The organism is Hydrocarboniphaga sp., assembly GCF_965279055.1.
GTDB lineage: Bacteria > Pseudomonadota > Gammaproteobacteria > Nevskiales > Nevskiaceae > Hydrocarboniphaga.
The window spans coordinates 4,508,822-4,528,639 of record NZ_OZ257125.1 but is presented as its reverse complement, the minus strand read 5'-3'; the positions used below and the strand labels follow the sequence as shown (position 1 = coordinate 4,528,639).

Sequence of the window (19,818 nt, the reverse complement as noted above, 5' to 3'; positions counted from 1 at the left end):
TTCGTCGCGGCGCTGCGCTTTGGCGATTCGCCCCCATCCCAACCTTCCCCCGCACGCGCGGGGGAAGGAGTTCACTCGTTATCCGCCGCCGCCGCCGCATCACGCCCCTGCTGCCGGATTTCCGCCTCGCGCCGCGCTTCCTCGATATGCAGCATCACGTCGTCGACATCGGCCGACTCCGCGTCGAACACGAAGGTGCCGGTCAGCACGCTGTCCGGCCGCAGCTCGGCGAGCTGATAGAGCTTCCAGATTTCATGCGCGTACTGCGTGTCCAGCAGCTCCGGCGCGGCGTGGCCGCAGTAGCTGCGCATGTTGTTGACGTCGCGCTCGAGCATGCGAAAGGCATTGTTGTTGCCGGCCGCGTCGACCGCCTGCGGCAGATCGATGATCACCGGGCCGTCGACGCCGAGCAGCACGTTGAACTCGGACAAGTCGCCGTGGATCAGGCCGGCGCACAGCATCAGCACGATCTGGCGGATCAGGAACGCATGCCATTCGCGCGCCTGTTCCGGCGTCGGCTGCACGTCGTTGAGTCGCGGCGCGGCGTCGCCGTTTTCGTCGGCGATCACTTCCATGACCAGCACGCCCTCGTAGTAGCCGTAGGGCTTGGGCACGCGCACGCCGGCGGCGACCAGCCGGTACAACGCGTCGACTTCGGCGTTCTTCCATTCTTCCTGAGACTGCTTGCGGCCGTGGCGGCTGCGCTTGCCCATCGCGCGCTCGTCGCGGCTGCCGCGCGCCTTGCGGCCTTCCTGGTACTGCGCCAGGTTCTGGAAGCCGCGGTGCTCGGCCTCCTTGTAGACCTTGGCGCAGCGGATGCTGCTGCCGCTTTCGACCAGAAACACCGAGGCTTCCTTGCCGCTCTTCAGCTGCCGGACCACGCGATCGACGATGCCGTCCTCGATCAGCGGTTGCAGCGCATTCGGTATTTTCATTCGTGTCGATAGGATCTAGGCGGACCCGCACGAGTCTACCGGCTCGCCCGCGCTGGCGTGAAAGCTGCTTTTGACCTCATCCTCCGCCACCCGCCGAACAGGTCGCCCCATGATGAAGACCCTGCCCAGCCACCAACTCGAAATGACCGTGCTGATGACGCCGGACATGGCCAACTTCACCGGCAACGTCCACGGCGGCACGGTGCTCAAATTCCTCGACCAGGTGGCCTACGCCTGCGCCAGCCGCTACGCCGGCGCCTATGTCGTGACGCTGTCGGTGGACCGCGTGGTGTTCCGCCAGCCTATCCATGTCGGCGAACTGGTCACGTTCATGGCCTCGGTCAATTCCACCGGCCATACCTCGATGGAAGTCGGCATCAAGGTCATCACCGAGGACATTCGCAGCAAGGTGGTGCGCCATGCGAACAGCTGTTTCTTCACGATGGTCGCGGTCGGCGACGACAAGCGTCCGACCGCGGTGCCGCCGTTCGTGCCGACCACGCCGGAGGAGCATCGCCGCGTCGCGGCCGCGCAACGCCGTCATGCGCTGCGCCGGCAGCTCGACGAGATCGAGCGCTCGGAGCTGACGGCGGTGGTCAGCCCGGCGAGTTGATCGCGGGAACGACATCGGCAATCGCGAGGTGCGCGCCGACACGCGCTCCATAGCGGGTTCCACAATGGCGCGCGATTGCGTTGCGGCCAAACGGAAACCCCATTCGGCAAACCGGTGCAAACTAGCAGCCGAGTCCGACCCGACCCCGACGCATGCACGACTTACCCCTGGACAGCGGCCTGCTGATCGCGATCCTGCAGATCATCCTGATCGACATCCTGCTCGGCGGCGACAATGCCGTGGTGATCGCGCTGGCCTGCCGCAAGCTGCCGCCCCGGCAGCGCAACCAGGGCATCTTCTGGGGCGTGTTCGGCGCGATCGCGCTGCGCATCCTGCTGATCTTCTTCGCGGTGCAGCTGCTGGCGCTGCCCTATCTGAAAATCACCGGTGCGCTGCTGCTGCTGTACATCGGCGTGCACCTGCTGCTGCCGGAGAAGGATGACGAGCCGCACATCAAGGCCAGCACCCATCTGCTGACCGCGATCCGCACCATCATCATCGCCGATGCGGTGATGAGCCTGGACAACGTCATCGCTATCGCCGGCGCCGCCAACGGCCACATCGGCCTGGTCGCGATCGGTATCGCGATCAGCGTGCCGATCATCGTCTGGGGCAGCAAGCTGGTGATCACGATGATGGATCGCTGGCCTATCGTGATCGTGCTCGGCGGCGCGCTGCTGGGCTGGATTGCCGGTGGCCTGTGGATCGACGATCACGCGCTCGACGCGCTGCAGGATGCGTTGCCGCACTGGACCGAATACCTGTTTTCGGCGATCGGCGCGCTGCTGGTGGTGCTGATCGGCAAGGCGATCGCCGCGCGCCGCGCGCCGCCGTCCGCGTCCGCCTGAGACGACGATGGCCGGCGGCCTGCGCATTCTGGTCGCGGACGATCATCCGCTGTTCCGCGCCGCGGTCGTGCATACCTTGCAGCCCTTCATCGCCGACGGCGGTGCCCTGTACGAGGCCTCGAGTTTCGCTTCGCTGGCGAGCGCGGTCGGCGAGCAGGCCGAACTCGATCTGGTGCTGCTGGATCTGAACATGCCTGGCGCTCAGGGTTTTTCGTCGCTGGTGTATCTGCGCGGCGAGCGGCCGGCGCTGCCGGTGATCGTGATTTCGTCGAACGACCATCCGCGCACCGTCAGCCGCGCGCAGGAGTTCGGCGCCGCCGGCTTCGTGCCCAAGTCGGCGCCGGTGGCGGTGCTGCAGAACGCGCTGCGCCAGGTCATGGACGGCGGCGAATGGTTTCCGCAGGACAAGGCCACGCGCAGCCCCGCCGACGCGCAACTCGCCGGGCAACTCGCGCAGCTGACGCCGCAGCAGTTCCGCGTGCTGATGTGCATCGCCGACGGCCTGTTGAACAAGCAGATCGCATACGAACTGGGCCTGGCCGAAAACACCGTCAAGGTCCACATCACCGCGATCCTGCGCAAGCTGGATTGCAACAGCCGCACGCAGGCGGCGGTGATGGTGAAGGCGCTGCAGCCGGAGGGTGAGTCGTAACTCGATACCTGTAGGAGCGGGCTTGCCCGCGACTCAAACCTTGAAGAACACCATCGCGGGCAAGCCCGCTCCTACAGGGCGGATTAATCGGCGCTGGCGTTCTTGCGCAGCAAAGCCTGCCGCATCCGAACTGGGCCTGGCCGAAAACACCGTCAAGGTCCACATCACCGCGATCCTGCGCAAGCTGGATTGCAACAGCCGCACGCAGGCGGCGGTGATGGTGAAGGCGCTGCAGCCGGAGGGTGACAAGAACCTGTAGGAGCGGATCCTATCCGCGACCGTGGCTTCGAGAGCACAGTCGCGGATAGGATCCGCTCCTACAGCTGCAGATCGATCGGCCTGGCCTTCTGCAACAGCAATTGCCGCATCAAGGCCCGCAACGCCGGCGGCCGCACCGGCTTGGGCAAAAAGCTCCAGCCCTTGTCACGGGCCGCTTGCGATGCGGCCTCGCGCTCGGCCGAGATCACGATCACCGGAGGACGCCGCTGCCAGCGCTCGAACAGCGGCGGCATCAGGGTGGCGCCGCTGTCGTCGCCGAGGCGGTAGTCGAGCAGCACCAGATCCGGCGCCGCATTTCGCTCAGCCAGTATCAGCGCCTCGTCGGCCGAGCCGGCGAGCATGACGACGCAACCCCAGCCTTCGACCAGCACGCGCGTCGCCTCGCGCACGCGCACGTCGTCGTCGATGCACCAGACCACGCGACCCAGCAGTGCCGAGCCGGCTTCGCCAGGCGAAACCCCGGGCGCAGACACCGCCGCGGCGTCGCCGCGTGATACCTCCACCGCGAACACGCTGCCGCGACCGGGTGCGGAGCGCAGGCTGATGCGGTGATCCAGCCGCGTCGCGATGCGCTGCACGATCGCCAGGCCGAGCCCGGCGCCGCGATCGTCGCGACGCCGGCCGCCGTCGAGCCGCTGGAATTCCTCGAAGATCAGCGCCTGCTGATGCGCGGCGATGCCGCAGCCGCTGTCGCGCACTTCGATGCGCCGCGTCGTCGCGTCGCTGCCACGGCGCGCCACGATCAGCACGCCACCCCGCTCGGTGTAGTGCAGCGCGTTCGATATCAGGTTCTGCAGGATCCGTCGCAGCAGCGTTTCGTCGCTGCGGATCACCGCGGCGGTGCTGGCCGCGCGCAGTTTCAGCCCGCGTGCCGCAGCGGCCGGTGCGAACTCGCGAATCAGTGTGTCGAACATCGGCTGCAAGGGCAGATCGCGAACCTCGGTCTGGATCGCGCCGGATTCCAGCCGCGAAATGTCCAGCAGGCTGGCGAGGATATCGTCCTGCGCAGCCAGTGCTTCCTCGACGTTGTCGGCGAGCTGGCCGTCAGCGGCGTCGCGCAGGCGTTCGCGCAGCGCCGAGTTGTACATGCGCGCCGCGTTCAGGGGCTGCAGCAGGTCGTGCACCGCGGCGGCGACGAAGCCGGTCTTGGACTTGTTGGCGCGCTCGGCCTCGCGCCGCGCGGCATCGAGGTCGCGGGTGCGCTCGTCGACGCGCTTTTCCAGCGAGCCGGCGAGCGTGCGCAGGTCGCGCGCGGTGTTCTTGTACGCGGTGATGTCGGTGTAGGAAGTCACGAAGCCACCGCCGGGCAGCGGATTGCCGCGAATTTCCAGCACGGTGCCGTCGGCCCATTCGCGCTCGAACATATGCGGCTTGCCGGCGCGCAGATGATCGAGCCGGCGCTGTACCGCTTCCTCCTGGTCGCCGCCGCCGAGCAGGCCGCGGCGCGCGTTGTAGCGCAGCAGGTCTTCGATCGGCCGGCCGGCTTTCATCAGCTCCGGTGGATGGCGGAAGATTTCGACATAGCGCCGGTTCCAGGCGCTGAGCCGCAGCTCGGCATCGACCACGCTGACGCCTTGCGGCAGATGTTCCAGGCTCTGGCGCTGGCCGACACTGGCGCGCTCGGCGGCGAGCACGATGCCGTCCTCGGCGCTGCGCATCGCCTCGGCGTGCTGGCGCACCAGCTGCTCGAGCTCCTCGCGGCTGCGCGCGCGCAACCGCGCCAGGCGCAGCCGCTGCTGCAGCCACAGCAGCAGGAACAGCAGGCTCAGCGCGACACCGGCCGCGGCCAGCGCGGCGATGCGGCCGGCCTCGACGCTGTCGCCGGTATCGTGCAGCAGATGCAGGGTCCAGTCGCTGGAAGCCAGCGGCAGCGATTGCCACAGGTAGTCGCCGGCGATGTCGCGGCTGAGCACGCGCACATGGCGGCCGTCTTCGCCGAGTGCCTGCAGCTCGCGCGTTTTCAGCGGCAGCAGTTTCTGCCCGGCGTATTGCTGGGTGCGCGCGACTTCGTCGCGATCGGCGGCGCTCTGCTCATGCAGCTCGCGGTAGCGCCAGGCCGGCTGGTTGCTGAGGAAGACGATGCCGTGCACGTCGCTGATCAGCACCACGTCGCTGGCGCTGGCCCATTCGCGTTCGAGCCGGCGCAGGTCGAGCTTGACCGTGACCGCGCCGATGGCGCTGCCGTCGTCGTCGTGCACCGCCTGGGTCATGAAGTAGCCCGGCACGCCGGTGGTGATGCCGATGCCGTAGAAGCGGCCGACGTCCTGCTGCATCGCCTGCTGAAAATACGGCCGGAAGCGATAGTCGACGCCGACGTTGCTGTTGGCCAGCCGCCAGTTGTTGGCGGCGACGCCGAGGCCGTTGCGATCGAGCAGGGTCAGCGTCGACGTCTCGGCGACGCCGTTGACCGCCTCCAGCTTGCGGCTGAGATTCTCGCTGGCGGCCTTGTCCAGCGGCGCCCGCAGCGCGGCGCGCAGTTCCGGGTCCAGCGCCAGCACCGCCGGCAGCGCGCGATAGCGGTCGATCAGCGACTGCAGCGAGCCGGCGTAGAGCGCGAGCTGTTCGAGGCTGCGTGTGCCGGCGTCATGCAGCGCCTGGCGCCGCGCCTGCGCGCCGACGATGAGCATCAGCGCGACGATCACCGCCAGCAGCAACGCGATCGCCAGCGCCAGCCGCAGCGGGTGCGAGCCGCGCCTGAGGCCGCGCGCGGCGCGGTCAGTCATGCACTGGCGTCATCGTCGACGATGCGCGAATGCTTGCGCGTGTCGCGCATCAGCACGTAGACCGCCAGCGAGCAGGCGATGCAGCCGCTGACGTACCAGAAAAAACCGCTTTCATGGCCGATGCTCTTGAACCACAGCGCGATGTATTCCGCGGTGCCGCCGAAAATCGATACGGTGATCGCATAAGGCAGGCCGACGCCGAGCGCGCGGATTTCGGTCGGGAACAGCTCGGCTTTCACGACCGCGTTGATCGAGGTGTAACCGCTGACGACGATCAGCGCGGCCATGATCAGGGCGAAAGCCTGCCAGTCCGACTGCACGCCCTTGAGTGCGGTCATGATCGGCACCGTCAGCAGGGTGCCGAGCACGCCGAACGCGATCAGCAGCGGCCGCCGGCCGATGCGGTCGGACAGCGCGCCGACCAGCGGCTGCAGCAGCATGAACACGAACAGCGTCGCCGCCGAAATCAGCGTCGCATCGGCCTTGTTCATGCCGGCGCTGTTGACCAGGTATTTCTGCATGTAGGTGGTGTAGGTGTAGAACGCCAGCGTGCCGCCCATGGTCAGGCCGACGACGGTGGCGAGCTGCTTCGGATGCTGCAGCAGGCGTCGCATCAGGCCGATCGACGGCGCCTGTGCACGCTTGAACGACTCGGTCTCGCTCATCCCGCGCCGCAGCAGCAGCGCGACCAGGGCGGTGGCGGCGCCGATCACGAACGGAATGCGCCAGCCCCAGCTTTCCAGCTGCTCCGGCGTCAGGAACACGCGCTGCAGCAGGATCAGCACGCCCAGCGCCAGCAGCTGGCCCATGATCAGCGTCACGTACTGGAAGCTCGAATAGAAGCCGCGATTCTGATGCGTCGCCATTTCGCTCAGGTACGTCGCCGAGGTGCCGTATTCACCGCCGACCGACAGGCCCTGGATCAGCCGCGCGAGCAGCAGCAACAGCGGCGCGGCGATGCCGATCTGCGTGTAGCTCGGCGTTATCGCGATGATCAACGAGCCGCCGCACATCAGCCATACCGACAGCAGCAGTGCCGCCTTGCGGCCGTGTTGGTCGGCGTAGACGCCCATCAGCCAGCCGCCGATGGGCCGCATCAGAAAACCGACCGCGAACACCGCGGCGGTGTTCAGCAGCTGAGCGGTCTGGTCGCCCTTGGGAAAGAAATGCTGGGCGAAATACAGTGAAAACGCCGAGTAGACGTACCAGTCGTACCACTCGACCAGGTTGCCGACGGAGCCGCTGAAGATCGACTTCAGGCGCCAGGCGGTGCCGTGGCGGGGCGCGTCCGTGCTGGCGGTCATCGATGGTTTCCTGGCTCGTGGTGCGGTCCTGAATCGTACTCCGATGCGTCCCTCGGTACGCCGGGCGAGCCCGGCTACTCGGGAGGAACGGGGCTTATTCCGTTTTCCAAACACACAGCCGAACTCCGTGCATCCCGAGTCGCCGCTTGCGGTGTATCGAGGGACGCATCGACCCATCAATAAACGATCTGCAGGCGCGCCGCGATCGTGCTCGGCTGGTCCTTGCCGGCGCTGCCGAGGTCGGCGCTGGAGCGCATGTAGTCGAGCATGAAGCGCATCGCCGGGTTCGGGTAGTAGTTCAGGCCAGCGGTCCAGCCGTGGTAATCGCAGTCGTCGACGCCGGCGCTGGCCGCCGGGCCGTTGCTGACGTTGCAGCCCAGCGACTGGCTCGAATCGACATCGGTATTGCGCATGATCTCGTAGCGCAGCTTCAGCTCCAGCGCGCCGATCGGGTTCTTCGGCTTCGGCGTCGTGATCACGTGCTCCTTGACCGCGTAGGTCTTGGACTCGCCGGTGATGAACCAGCTGGCCTGCACATAGGCCGCTTCGACCCGCGAATCCGGCTTGCCGCTTTGCGAAAAATCAGCCGACGCGTATTCGGCGTTCAAATACGCCGGCCCGTAGACCGCCGCGAACTCGGCGCCGACGGTGTCCTGCGACGGCGATGGCCCGGCGCCGTAGCTGGCAAACGTCTGCGTGACCGAGCCGCTGCCGAGACGATAGCCGCCGTAGCGATAGCTTGCGCTCAGCGCGTTGCTGCTGGTCGCCGTGTTGTCGGCATGATCGCTGGAATAGGAGACGCCCAGATGCAGCAGGCGCCCGCTGCTGTTGATCGGCGACCACACCAGGCGTGCGTTCGCGCCGGTGCCTTCGGAGCTGGAAGCGCCGTCGCGGTTGAGCAAATACGCGGCCGCGCCGGCGAACCAGGCCGGCGTCGCGTAGGCGTAGTACAGGCCCTGGGTGTAATCGTGGCCGCCGTAGATGCCGTTGGCCGAGGTCACCGGCCGCTCCATGAACAGCGCGCTGTTGTTGGAGCCGATCTCCTCGATGCTGCGCCAGGGCTTGTGCTGGCCGATATAGAACGTGCTTTCCGGCACCAGAAACGTGTGCGACACCCAGACGTCCTGCAGCGAGTTGGTGCCGCCGGCGATGTTGTAGTGCAGCTTGTAGTTCCAGTCGTAGAGCTTGCCTTCGAGCTGGATGAACACGCGGCGGAAATAACTGCCGCTGTTGTTCTCGGCCTTGTCGCTGCCGATGCCGCTGCCGTCGTCAGGCTCGAGCATCACCGCGTCGAACTGCAGGCGTCCGCCGAGCGAGCCTTCGAAAGCGCCATCGGCGGATTTGATCTTGAGGCCGCCGGTGGTCGTGGCTTCGTCGTCGGCGTGGGCGGTCAGCGAAACACTCAACAGCAGCGCGCACGAAAGTGCGCCGGCAGCGCGCGCTGCCAGTAGCGAGGTATTCATCGGGTTCTCCTCCGGGCAGCGCCGGATTGATTTGGTTTGAAGCTCGGTAGATCCCCCTCTCCCACCGGGAGAGGGGCTAGGGGTGAGGGGGTTTCCGATTACAAGCGGCTTTGATCCGGAGGGGCCCTCACCCGGCCCTTCGGGCCACCCTCTCCCGGGGGGAGAGGGCGTGAACTCAGGTCTGGACGATGCCGTGATCCAGCGTGGCGATGCGCGGCGGCGTGCTGCCGTTGGTATCGGCGTCCGGGCCGGCGGCGAGTTCGCGGCGCATGCGCTCGCGGTCCAGCTCGTTTTCCCAGCCGGCGACGACGATGGTCGCGACACCATTGCCGACCAGGTTGGTCAGCGCCCGCGCCTCGCTCATGAAGCGGTCGATACCGAGGATCAGCGCCAGGCCGGCGACCGGCACACTGGGTACCACCGCGAGCGTCGCCGCCAGCGTGATGAAGCCGGCGCCGGTGACGCCGGAGGCGCCTTTCGACGTCAGCATCGCCACCGCCAGCAGCGTGATTTCCTGCGTCAGCGTCAGATCGACGTTCAAGGCCTGGGCGACGAAGATCGCGGCCATCGTCAGATAAATGTTGGTGCCGTCGAGATTGAACGAGTAGCCGCTGGGCACGACCAGGCCGACCACCGGCTTGCCGCAGCCGAGGCGCTCGAGCTTCTGCATCAAGGGCACCAGCGCCGATTCCGACGACGACGTGCCCAGCACCAGCAGCAGTTCGTCGCGGATGTAGCGCAGGAAGCGCAGGATCGAAAAGCCGCTGATGCGTGCGATCGCGCCGAGCACGAGGATTACGAACAGCACACAGGTCAGATAGAAACTGCCCATCAGCTTGGCCAGCGGGCCGAGGCTGTCGATGCCGTATTTGCCGATCGTGAACGCCATCGCGCCGCCGGCGCCCAGTGGTGCCAGGCGCATGATCATCGACATCATGCGGAAGAACACTTTGGAGATCGCATCGAGGAAGCCCATCACCGGCTTGCCGTGTTCGCCCAGCGCGCTGAGCGCGAAGCCGAACAGCAGCGCCACCAGCAGCACCTGCAGCAGATCGCCGCTGCCGGTGAAGGCATCGGTGAAGGTCTTGGGGATGATGTGCATCAGAAAGCCGACGGTGCTCTGGTCGTGCGCGGCTTCGGCGTACTTGGCGACCGCGGCGGCATCGAGCGTGCTCGGGTCGACGTTGAAGCCGGCGCCGGGCTTGAGCAGGTTGACGACCACCAGGCCGATCACCAGCGCGAAGCTCGACACCACCTCGAAGTACAGGATCGCCTTGAGCCCGACGCGGCCGACTTTCTTGACGTCGGCGACGCCGGCGATGCCCATCACCACGGTCAAAAAGATGATCGGCGCGATCAGCATCTTGATCAGGCCGATGAAGGCGTCGCCCAGCGGCTTCAGCGCGACGCCGGTTTCCGGGAAGAAGTGGCCGATGCTGCCACCGATCGCGATCGCCAATAGCACCCATAGATAAAGGCGCTTTGACGACCCGGAGTGGGCTGCCGATGATGGGGCCGCGTTGGTCGTACTCGTGCTCATAAGTCTCCAGAACTCGCCGATGCCGCGATCGCGGCCTGTGTCGGCCGCGGTTCTTGTGATGCTGCCCGACGATAGTGGCGCGGATCGGCAGACGGCGAAATAACCAGATGGTGTTAGTGGCAGCGCCGGTCGAATAGCGGACAGTATCGGCCGTGGCGCCGCCGGCGGCCGCGGGCGCGACGCTTATAATCGCGGTCCTTCATCGCAGCGGCAGCGCCGCGCGAGCTGCACGCAAAACGAGAGCCCATGAGCCAGGAAGCATCCGTCCCCAGCAAGGTCCGTGAAAGCCTGCGTCAGGCAGCGCTGGATTATCACGAGTTTCCCATTCCCGGAAAGCTGTCGGTCACCGCGACCAAGCAGCTGACCAACCAGCACGATCTGGCGCTGGCGTATTCGCCCGGCGTTGCGGCGGCCTGCGAGGAAATCGTCGCCGATCCGGTCAACGCCTATCGCTACACCGCGCGCGGCAACCTGGTCGGCGTGATCACCAACGGCACCGCGGTGCTCGGCCTGGGCGCGATCGGCCCGCTCGCCGCCAAGCCGGTGATGGAAGGCAAGGCGGTGCTGTTCAAGAAGTTCGCCGGCATCGACGTGTTCGATATCGAAATCAACGAAACCGATCCGGACAAGCTGGTCGAGGTGATCGCCGCGCTGGAGCCGACGTTCGGCGGCATCAACCTCGAGGACATCAAGGCGCCGGAGTGCTTTGAAGTCGAGCGCAAGCTGCGCGCGCGGATGAAGATCCCGGTATTCCACGACGATCAGCACGGCACCGCGATCATCGTCGGTGCGGCCACGCTCAACGGCCTGCAGGTGCTGGGCAAGGACATCCGCGAGGTCAAGCTGGTGGTCAGCGGCGCTGGCGCCGCGGCGCTGGCCTGCGTCGATCTGCTGGTCGATCTTGGCCTGCCGATCGAACACATCTGGCTGACCGACCTGGCCGGTGTCGTCTATCAGGGCCGCAAGGAGCTGATGGACCCGGACAAGGAGCGCTTCGCGCAGCCCACCGAGCTGCGCACGCTGGCCGAGGTGATCAAGGGCGCCGACATGTTCCTCGGCCTGTCGGCCGGCGGCGTGCTGAAGCCGGCGATGGTGGCGACGATGGCCGAGCGGCCGATGATTTTCGCGCTGGCCAATCCCAACCCGGAAATCCTGCCGGAAGACGTGAAGGCGGTGCGCAGCGACGCGATCATCGCCACCGGCCGCACCGACTATCCCAACCAGGTCAACAACGTTTTGTGCTTCCCGTTCATTTTTCGCGGCGCGCTCGATGCCGGCGCGACGACGATCACGCGCGAGATGGAAGTCGCCGCCGTGCGCGCCATCGCCGATCTGGCGCGCATGGAGCAGAGCGATGTCGTCGCGGCCGCCTATTCGATCGAGAACCTGTCGTTTGGTCCCGAGTACATCATCCCGAAACCCTTCGATCCGCGGCTGATCGTGCAGATCGCACCGGCGGTGGCGAAAGCGGCGATGGATTCCGGCGTCGCCTCGCGGCCGATCGAGGACTTCGAAGCCTATCGGCAGAAGCTGCAGCAGTTCGTCTATCAAAGCGGCACGTTCATGAAGCCGGTGTACGACGCCGCGCGCAAGGCGCCGGCCGCGCACAGCCGCATCGTGTTCGCCGAAGGCGAGGAAGAGCGCGTGCTGCGCGCCGCGCAGATCCTGGTCGATGAAAAGCTCGCGCGGCCGATGCTGGTCGGCCGTCCTTCGGTGATCGAGGAGCGCATCAAGCGCTTTGGCCTGCGCCTGAAGCCGGGCCTGCACGTGACCATCATCAACCCGCAGCACGACGACCGCTTCCGCGAATACTGGACCGAATACCACCAGCTGATGGCGCGCCGCGGCGTCACCGCGCAGTACGCCAAGCTGGAGATGCGCCGTCGCAGCACGCTGATCGCCTCCATGCTTCTGAAGAAGGGTGAAGCCGACGGCATGATCTGCGGCACCATCAGCAATACCGCGCGCCACCTGCAGTTCGTCGACCGCGTGATAGGCCGCTGCGACCAGTCCAGCGTCTACGCCGCGATGAATGCGCTGATCCTGCCGAACCGCCAGGTGTTCATCGTCGACACGCATGTGAACATCGACCCGACGGCGGAGCAGCTCGCGGAGATCACCCAGCTCGCCGCCGAGGCCGTGACCCGCTTCGGCCTGGTGCCGAAAGTCGCGCTGCTGTCGCACAGCAACTTCGGCAGCTACGACTCGCCGTCGTCGATCAAGATGCGCCAGACGCTGGCGCTGCTGCGCCTCCTCGCGCCGGATCTGGAAGTCGACGGCGAGATGCACGGCGACTGCGCGCTGGACGAGACGCTGCGCAAACGCATTCTTCCGGAAACCACGCTGGAGGGCCCGGCGAACCTGCTGGTGATGCCGAACATCGACGCCGCCAACATCGCCTACAACCTGCTGAAAACCGCGGCCGGCAACAACGTCGCGGTCGGGCCGATCCTGCTCGGCTGCAAGGCGCCGGTGCACATCCTGACGCCGAGCACGACGGTGCGCCGCATCGTCAACATGACCGCGCTGACCGTGGCCGAGGCGAATCTGGCGCGCAGCGAAGAAGCGGCGGTTTAAGCGCGATCCGGCCCCTCGATACGCCCGCGCAGCGGGCTACTCGGGACGAGCGGGGGTGGTAAAGCCGCAGAGAAAACCACTCTGCGTTCGTCCCGAGTAGCGGGCCTCAGGCCCGCGTATCGAGGGAGCCGACGGCTCTCGATGCGTCCCTCGATACGCCGCGCAAGCGCGGCTACTCGGGAGGAGCGGAGGTCAGTTACGACAGCTCGATCTTCTGCTTCGCCGCCGGCGCCAGCGGTGCCGGGCGCTCCGGCTGGCCGATGCGCAGCTGCTTCGTCGCCAGGAAAATCTCGCGCATGAAGCACAGCAGGCCGCCGATCAGCGCCAGCATCGCCAGCATGAACAGCGCCGCGATCACGCCATCGAAGGCGAGGCTGGTCAGGCTGCTGACGAACAGCAGCACGACGACGCTGCCGATCAGCAGCGCGCAGCTGATGCACAGGCTGATCGCCCAGTGGATCAGCCGCGCGCGACGCGCCAGATCCTTGAGCCATTGATGCAGCAGTTCCAGCCGCCACGGCTCCTGGCCGGACAGGTCGGCTTCGAGCCTGCGCGCGCGGTCGACGATGCGCGACAGCCGGTTGGTCAGCACGCCGAGCATGCTGCCGACGCCGGTCAGCAGGAACACCGGCGCGACGGCGAGCTGGATCACATGCGCGATCGAACCGACCGCCGAGGCCTCGTTCACGCGCAGTGACTCGGTTGGTTTGAAACGCTCAGGCCGCGCGTGGCGGCGTCAGCGGGCGAGCGGCGAGGCGCTCGAAAATCTGTTGCAGCTCGGAGGCGCCGGCAGGCGGCGCCGAGGGGCCGCTGGTCCGCGACGGCTGGGGTCGCAGCATGGGACTGGGAGCAGCGTCGCGGACCGGGCTTTGCATCGGCACATCTCCATCGGGTCCGATGAGAATATTCCGATCAAAGTCAATGTGCAACAGCGGCTAGTTAAAGTGATCTCAAACTCGCCCCATGCCCGGCTCAGACGATCGGCGGCTCGTCCGATTCGATGTCGCGGGTGATCGCCTCGAGCTGTGAGAACGCCATCGACGCCAGCCGGGGGTCGGCGACCTCGGCGATGTGGAACACCGCGTCGCCCTCGTGCACCAGCGGCAGACTGAGCCGGCCGATGACCAGGCCGTCGCGCGGTGCCAGGATCGGCGTATCCACGCCGCCGAAAGGGTCGCCGACGATGCCCAGCGTCTGGCCGCTGCCGACGTGATCGCCGAGCGCGACCTGCGCGCGCAGGATGCCGCTGCTGGGCGAGCGCGCCCAGCGGCTGGACTTGGCCAGCACCGGCGGCGGCGAACGCATCAGCGATTCCGGCAGCTTCGGCAGCATGCCGATTTCGCGCATCACGTTGAGCACGCCCTGCACGCCGATGCGGATCGCGGTCTCGTCGAAACGCAGCGCCTCGCTGGATTCGTAGAGGATCACCGGAATGTCGCGGCGCGTGGTGTATTCGCGCAGCGTTCCCGCGGCGGGCTTGGAATTCAGGAACAGCGGCGCGCCGAACGCCTGCGCCAGCCGCTGGTTCACCGGGTTGCGCAGATCGGTGCGGATCTGCGGCAGGTTGGGCCGGTGGATCGCGCCGGTGTGCAGGTCGATGCCGTAATCGGAGCGCTCGACGACCTGGCTCAGGAATACGTGCGCGAGCCGCGCGGCGAGTGAGCCGCTTTCGCTGCCGGGGAAGCTGCGATTCAAGTCGCGCCGGTCCGGCAGGTAACGCGAGCCTTGCAGGAAGGCCATCACGTTGACCACCGGCACCGCCAGCAGGGTGCCGCGCAGATGCTGCTGCAATACCGGGATTTTCAGCAGGCGGCGGATGATTTCAACGCCGATGATTTCGTCGCCGTGCAGCGCCGCACTGACGAACAAGGTCGGCCCGGCGTCGAGGCCGCGCTGCACGATCACCGGCAGCGACACCGGCGCGCTGGTGTACAGATTGGCGATATGCAGATCGACGCTGCGCCGTTCGCCGGCGGTGATCTGGGCTTGGCCGATCGTGAAGGGCGTGGCGGGGTCGGTCATGGCGCAATGGTAGCGCGCGACGATGGACGCGTTTGCAGCGCGGGTAACGACCCGCCCTGCAACGACGCGAAAGCAAACCCCGTTCGTCCCGAGTAGCGGGCCTTGCCCGCGTATCGAGGGAGCGGGCTGCGCGTGACGTCGGCTCCCTCGATACGCCGCTGCGCGGCTACTCGGGACGAACGGAGATCGGTTGACGCGTGCCGATCAGCCCCGACCGCGCGTCCGCGTGCGCCAGGGCTTGGCGTTTTTCTCGACGAATTCGATGATCTGGTCGGCGATGTCGGTGCCGGCGACGCCTTCGATGCCTTCCAGGCCGGGCGAGGAGTTCACTTCCATGACCACCGGGCCGTCTTTCGCGCGCAGCAAATCGACACCGGCGACATTCAGGCCCATCGCCCTGGCAGCGGCCAGGGCGGTGCGGCGTTCGGCCGATGTGATCTTCACCGGCAGCGCCGAGCCGCCGCGATGCAGGTTGCTGCGGAACTCGCCGACCTTGGCCTGGCGCATCATCGTCGCGATTACTTTCTTACCGATGACGAAGCAGCGGATGTCGGCGCCGTTGGCTTCGGCGATGAAACGCTGCACCAGAAAATGCGCGTCGAGGCCGCGGAAGGCGTCGATCACCGACTCGGCGGCCTTGTCGGTTTCGGCCAGCACCACGCCCTGGCCCTGGGTGCCTTCGATCAGCTTGATCACCATCGGGGCGGCGCCGACGACCTTCATCAGCTCGCCGGTGTCGTCGGGCGAATGGGCGAAGCCGGTGACCGGCATGCCGATGCCGTGGCGCGCCAGCAGCTGATGCGCGCGCAGCTTGTCGCGCGCGCGCGTGATCGCGACCGATTCGTTCAGCGAATACGTGCCCATCATCTCGAACTGGCGCACGACCGCGGCGCCGTAGAACGTGACCGAGGCGCCGATGCGCGGAATCACCGCGTCGAAGCCTTCGAGCTGTTTGCCGCGGTAATGGATTTCGGTGCAGCGCGGCGCGATCTTCATGTAGCAGCGCAGCACGTCGATCACCTGCACGCTGTGGCCGCGGGCCTCGCAGGCCTCGACCAGGCGGCGCGTCGAATACAGCTTGGCGTTGCGCGACAGGATCGCGATTTTCATCTTGCGTTTCATGTTGCGTCGGCCGCCTGCGCCGCGGCGAGCGCGTTGACCGCTTCGGCGACCGCGCGCCGCCGACGCCGGCCGAGCAGGAAGCTCGCCGCCGGATCGACCTCGATGCGCCCGGCCAGCGCGCTGCGGCCGAGCAGCATGCGAAAACGCAGGTTGTCGCGGGCGGTCAGGGTGATCTCCACCGGCCAAGTGTGGGCGCCGATTGTGACCGGCGTGAGGATCACCGGCCTGAGTTCGCGATGGCCGCTGGAACTGGTGATCCAGCGCTCGTCGAGCAGCTCGGTTTCGCACCACACCGGCGTGTCGTCGCGCTGCAGCGGGTGCACGCCGAAGCGGATGCGGCCCGGCTGCGGCCGCTCGATCGCGAACGCATGCAGCGTCGAGGTGCGGGCGCCGGTATCGACCTTGGCCTTGATGTTGAGCAGCTCCAGCTGATTCAGGCCCACCCACTCGCACCAGCCGACGCGCAGCTTCGGTGCCTCCAGACTGGCGGCAAGGCGGCGGGATCGCGCTGAGGTTGGGCTGCTGGTGCTCACGACGACACGGATGGGACAGGAGACGGCCAGCCTATCCCGTTATCCGCATTTGCGGCGAGTGCGCCCGACCGGAACGCCTGGCTGCCTGCGGTCGGCGGCGCCTCACAACCGCGCTTGTGCTGCTGCATGCGCAGCAGCAGGCTGCGGATGCGGTCACCAGTGGCACGCCGGCGTAGAAAAGGATGCATGGCTCACGGGTTGCCGACCAGCACCTCGCGCGGCCAGCCCGGGGCGGCGGGCGCGATGGCCGGCGCAAGGCCGATGGCGGGTTCCACTCGACGGTTCATGCGGGCTCCGACAGCGAGGCCCGCCTGATCCGACGATTCGCAAAAAAACCGCGACCGTCGCCGGCTGCTGATAAAATCGCCAGCCTTTTGCGACCACGGGCCCGGCCCGGCCAGCTGCCATGAGTTCTGCTGCACAGCAATTCGACGTTATCGTCATCGGCGGCGGCCATGCCGGCACCGAGGCCGCGCTGGCCGCGGCGCGTGCCGGCGCCAGCACCTTGCTGGTCACGCAGTCGATCGACACCCTCGGCCAGATGTCCTGCAATCCGGCGATCGGCGGCATCGGCAAAGGCCATCTGGTGCGCGAGATCGACGCGCTCGGCGGCCTGATGGCGCGCGCCGCCGATCACGCCGGCATCCAGTTCCGCATGCTCAACGCGAGCAAGGGTCCGGCGGTGCGCGCGACGCGCGCGCAGGCCGATCGCGCGCTGTACAAGGCCTACGTGCGCAGCGCGCTCGAACATCAGCCGAACCTGACGCTGTTCCAGAACGAAGTCGACGATCTGATCGTCGACGGCACCCGCGTCGCCGGCGTGGTCACGCGCATCGGCCTGCGCTTCACCGCGCGCGCGGTGGTGCTGACCACCGGCACCTTTCTCGGCGGCCGCATCCACGTCGGCCTGGCGAACCATCCGGGCGGCCGCGCCGGCGATTCGCCGTCGCTGCCGCTGGCGGCGCGTCTGCGCGAACTGATGCCGCGCACCGGCCGGCTCAAAACCGGCACGCCGCCGCGGCTCGACGGCCGCACCATCGCCTGGGACAAACTGCTGCCGCAGCCCGGCGACACGCCGGTGCCGGTGTTCTCGTTCATCGGCCACGCCGCGCAGCATCCGCAGCAGATCAGCTGCCATATCACGCACACCAACCAGGCCACGCACGACATCATCCGCAGCGGCTTCGACCGCTCGCCGATGTTCACCGGCGTCATCGAAGGTGTCGGCCCGCGTTATTGCCCGAGCGTCGAAGACAAGGTCAACCGTTTCGCCGACAAGCTCAGCCACCAGATTTTTCTCGAGCCGGAAGGCCTGAGTACGACCGAGATTTATCCGAACGGCATTTCGACGTCGTTGCCCTATGACATTCAGGAGCGCTTCGTGCGCACGATTGCGGGCCTGGAAAACGCGCGCATCGTGCGGCCGGGTTACGCGATCGAATACGACTACTTCGATCCGCGCGATCTGTCGCGCAGCTTGCAGACCAAGGCGGTGCAGGGCCTGTTCTTTGCCGGCCAGATCAATGGCACCACCGGCTATGAAGAGGCAGCGGCGCAGGGCCTGCTCGCCGGCGTCAATGCCGCGCGTTTCGCTGCGGAAAAAGAAGCCTGGATCCCGCTGCGTCACGAGGCCTACATCGGCGTGCTGGTCGACGACCTGATCACGCGCGGCACCAACGAGCCCTACCGCATGTTCACCTCGCGCGCCGAGCATCGCCTGCTGCTGCGCGAGGACAATGCGGACTTGCGGTTGACGCCGGTGGGCCGTGAACTCGGGCTGGTCGACGACGAGCGCTGGTCGCGGTTCGTCGCCAAGCGCGAGGCGATCGATGCGGAACGCGCGCGGCTGGATTGCCTGTGGCTGAAGCCGGCGCAGTTGGCCGAGCCCGCGACGGTGGCAGTGTTCGGACCGGCGCCGGTTTCGAATCGTGTTTCGGCTTTGGAATTGCTGCGCCGGCCCGAGGGCAGTTACGCGGTGCTGCGTGATCTGGGACTGGCCGATGCGGCTATCGATCCGCTGGCGGCGGAGCAGGTCGAGATCGAAGTGAAATACGCGGGTTATGTGACGCGGCAGACAGTGGAGATCGAGCGCGCATCACGTTATGAAAATGCGCGCTTGCCGGTGGAGCTGGATTATTCGGCGGTATCGGGCTTGTCCAACGAAGTGAAGCAGAAGCTGATGCAGCATCGGCCGGAGACCTTGGCGCAGGCGTCGCGCATTTCCGGCGTTACTCCTGCCGCGGTTTCATTGTTGATGGTTCACCTGAAGAAGATCGGGTTGTTGCGGGTGATGGCTACGGCCTAGGGGCCTGCGTTCTGTGTGGTTTTGGCCTGCCCGGCCGGGGGTAACTTTTCTTTTCTTGTGCATCGAGGCGTCACCAAAAGAAAGCACACCCTGGAGAAGCGTCGGCTGCGCCGGTACCCGTGGAAAAAGCCGTGCTCGGGGTCCACTGCGCGCGACTTTTTCCACGGCGCTTCTCAAGGGCACCCGGACAGTCAAAAGCGAAGCGCTCATCCTGTAGGAGCGGACCCTGTCCGCGACTCACACTCCAACGGCACGGTCGCGGACAGGGTCCGCTCCTACAGGTTCGGATACTTCGCTGTACCGGCTGCCCTTTCCAGGGTGTGCTTTCTCTAAGGCCCGCCGGCGAGGCTGAAAACTAGCAGGGCACAGCAGGCAAGGAGCGAGCAGCTACAACGCTCTAGGCTTCCGCACTGGCGCAAGCATCCCCGATCGCGCGAAGCGCATCGCGCCGCGAGATGATCCCGACCAGCTTGCCCTCCTCGACCACCGGATAACGCCGGTGCGAGGAGTTGGTGAACATCGTGCACAGATGCGTCAGGCTCGTGTCCGGCGACACGGTGACCACCTTGGTGCTCATGAACTGGCTCACCGGGCCGGCGACGCAGGTGTCGTGCGAGGCGATGAAGGCGATCGACAGGCAGTCGCGTTCCGACAGCATGCCGACCAGGCTGCCCTGGTGGTCGAGCACCGGCGCGCTGGCGATGCGGTGCTTGACCAGCGCATGCACCGCCGACATGACCTCGGTATCGGGCGTGAAGGAAATGAGGCTGGTCGTCATGTAATCGCGGACGACAACGGAATCGAGCGTAGCCATGGTCGGGTGCCGGTTGGTGCCTGAGCGGATACAGCGCGCTCATCCCTGAGCGCCCTTGAACCTTACTCCCGGCACCCGGCGCCGACAA

Annotated in this window: 16 protein-coding genes and 1 pseudogene; 6 read left to right on the top strand and 11 right to left on the bottom strand. The window is 66.7% G+C overall.

The window, feature by feature from the left end; translation table 11 throughout:
• Window positions 1–71 precede the first annotated feature (71 nt).
• Window positions 72–935 (bottom strand): PA4780 family RIO1-like protein kinase, encoded by an 864-nt coding sequence (locus ACQZF9_RS20335; RefSeq protein ID WP_428310788.1) that lies wholly within the window; start codon window positions 933–935, stop codon window positions 72–74.
• 109 nt (window positions 936–1,044) lie between these two features.
• Between ACQZF9_RS20335 and ACQZF9_RS20330 the strand changes: the two genes are divergently transcribed.
• The 4 genes and pseudogenes from ACQZF9_RS20330 to ACQZF9_RS20315 form a co-directional block, all read left to right on the top strand.
• Window positions 1,045–1,548 carry an acyl-CoA thioesterase gene (locus tag ACQZF9_RS20330; RefSeq protein WP_428310787.1) on the top strand — a complete coding sequence of 168 codons (504 nt, stop codon included), beginning with the start codon at window positions 1,045–1,047 and terminating at the stop codon, window positions 1,546–1,548.
• Window positions 1,549–1,700: 152 nt separating this feature from the next.
• Entirely contained in the window at window positions 1,701–2,396 is a 696-nt protein-coding gene (locus tag ACQZF9_RS20325; protein WP_428310786.1) for a TerC family protein, read from the top strand.
• Window positions 2,397–2,403: 7 nt separating this feature from the next.
• The gene (locus ACQZF9_RS20320) at window positions 2,404–3,048 is read left to right on the top strand and encodes a LuxR C-terminal-related transcriptional regulator (RefSeq protein WP_428310785.1); all 645 of its coding nucleotides are present in this window, start codon (window positions 2,404–2,406) and stop codon (window positions 3,046–3,048) included.
• Between the two features lie 112 nt (window positions 3,049–3,160).
• Window positions 3,161–3,307, top strand: a pseudogene (locus ACQZF9_RS20315) (LuxR C-terminal-related transcriptional regulator); the annotation flags it as partial.
• A gap of 58 nt (window positions 3,308–3,365) precedes the next feature.
• Here ACQZF9_RS20315 and ACQZF9_RS20310 read toward each other — a convergent pair.
• The 4 genes from ACQZF9_RS20310 to ACQZF9_RS20295 all read right to left on the bottom strand — a co-directional run bounded on the left by ACQZF9_RS20310 (window position 3,366) and on the right by ACQZF9_RS20295 (window position 10,357).
• On the bottom strand, window positions 3,366–6,050 hold the full coding sequence (locus ACQZF9_RS20310; protein ID WP_428310784.1) for a PAS-domain containing protein: 2,685 nt from the start codon (window positions 6,048–6,050) through the stop codon (window positions 3,366–3,368).
• Window positions 6,047–7,354 (bottom strand): MFS transporter, encoded by a 1,308-nt coding sequence (locus ACQZF9_RS20305; protein ID WP_428310783.1) that lies wholly within the window; start codon window positions 7,352–7,354, stop codon window positions 6,047–6,049. The genes ACQZF9_RS20310 and ACQZF9_RS20305 overlap by 4 nt, the downstream gene beginning before the upstream one ends.
• Before the next feature lie 176 nt (window positions 7,355–7,530).
• Entirely contained in the window at window positions 7,531–8,817 is a 1,287-nt protein-coding gene (locus ACQZF9_RS20300) for an OprO/OprP family phosphate-selective porin (RefSeq protein ID WP_428310782.1), read from the bottom strand.
• Between the two features lie 175 nt (window positions 8,818–8,992).
• Window positions 8,993–10,357, bottom strand: coding sequence for a dicarboxylate/amino acid:cation symporter (locus ACQZF9_RS20295; protein ID WP_428310781.1), 1,365 nt, complete (start codon window positions 10,355–10,357; stop codon window positions 8,993–8,995).
• 246 nt (window positions 10,358–10,603) lie between these two features.
• Here ACQZF9_RS20295 and ACQZF9_RS20290 point away from each other — a divergent pair, with 246 nt between their 5' ends.
• A complete protein-coding gene (locus ACQZF9_RS20290) occupies window positions 10,604–12,934 on the top strand; it encodes an NADP-dependent malic enzyme (protein WP_428310780.1) in 2,331 nt (776 codons plus the stop codon).
• Between the two features lie 196 nt (window positions 12,935–13,130).
• Here ACQZF9_RS20290 and ACQZF9_RS20285 read toward each other — a convergent pair whose 3' ends face one another.
• The 5 genes from ACQZF9_RS20285 to ACQZF9_RS20265 form a co-directional block, all read right to left on the bottom strand.
• Window positions 13,131–13,622, bottom strand: a complete 492-nt coding sequence (locus ACQZF9_RS20285; RefSeq protein WP_428310779.1) for a DUF2721 domain-containing protein — start codon at window positions 13,620–13,622, stop codon at window positions 13,131–13,133.
• A gap of 28 nt (window positions 13,623–13,650) precedes the next feature.
• A complete protein-coding gene (locus ACQZF9_RS20280) occupies window positions 13,651–13,773 on the bottom strand; it encodes a hypothetical protein (protein ID WP_428310778.1) in 123 nt (40 codons plus the stop codon).
• Between the two features lie 133 nt (window positions 13,774–13,906).
• Window positions 13,907–14,956 carry a succinylglutamate desuccinylase/aspartoacylase family protein gene (locus ACQZF9_RS20275; protein ID WP_428310777.1) on the bottom strand — a complete coding sequence of 350 codons (1,050 nt, stop codon included), beginning with the start codon at window positions 14,954–14,956 and terminating at the stop codon, window positions 13,907–13,909.
• A gap of 204 nt (window positions 14,957–15,160) precedes the next feature.
• Window positions 15,161–16,066: a 30S ribosomal protein S6--L-glutamate ligase gene (gene rimK / locus ACQZF9_RS20270; RefSeq protein WP_428313464.1), complete on the bottom strand. Its 906-nt coding sequence runs from the start codon at window positions 16,064–16,066 to the stop codon at window positions 15,161–15,163.
• Between the two features lie 8 nt (window positions 16,067–16,074).
• The gene (locus tag ACQZF9_RS20265; protein WP_428310776.1) at window positions 16,075–16,521 is read right to left on the bottom strand and encodes an ATP-dependent zinc protease family protein; all 447 of its coding nucleotides are present in this window, start codon (window positions 16,519–16,521) and stop codon (window positions 16,075–16,077) included.
• A 496-nt stretch (window positions 16,522–17,017) separates the two neighbouring features.
• Between ACQZF9_RS20265 and mnmG the strand changes: the two genes are divergently transcribed.
• Window positions 17,018–18,916 carry a tRNA uridine-5-carboxymethylaminomethyl(34) synthesis enzyme MnmG gene (mnmG, locus tag ACQZF9_RS20260; RefSeq protein ID WP_428310775.1) on the top strand — a complete coding sequence of 633 codons (1,899 nt, stop codon included), beginning with the start codon at window positions 17,018–17,020 and terminating at the stop codon, window positions 18,914–18,916.
• A 397-nt stretch (window positions 18,917–19,313) separates the two neighbouring features.
• On the opposite strand, the gene ACQZF9_RS20255 is transcribed toward mnmG, so the two are convergent.
• On the bottom strand, window positions 19,314–19,730 hold the full coding sequence (locus ACQZF9_RS20255) for a CBS domain-containing protein (protein WP_428310774.1): 417 nt from the start codon (window positions 19,728–19,730) through the stop codon (window positions 19,314–19,316).
• Window positions 19,731–19,818 lie beyond the last annotated feature (88 nt).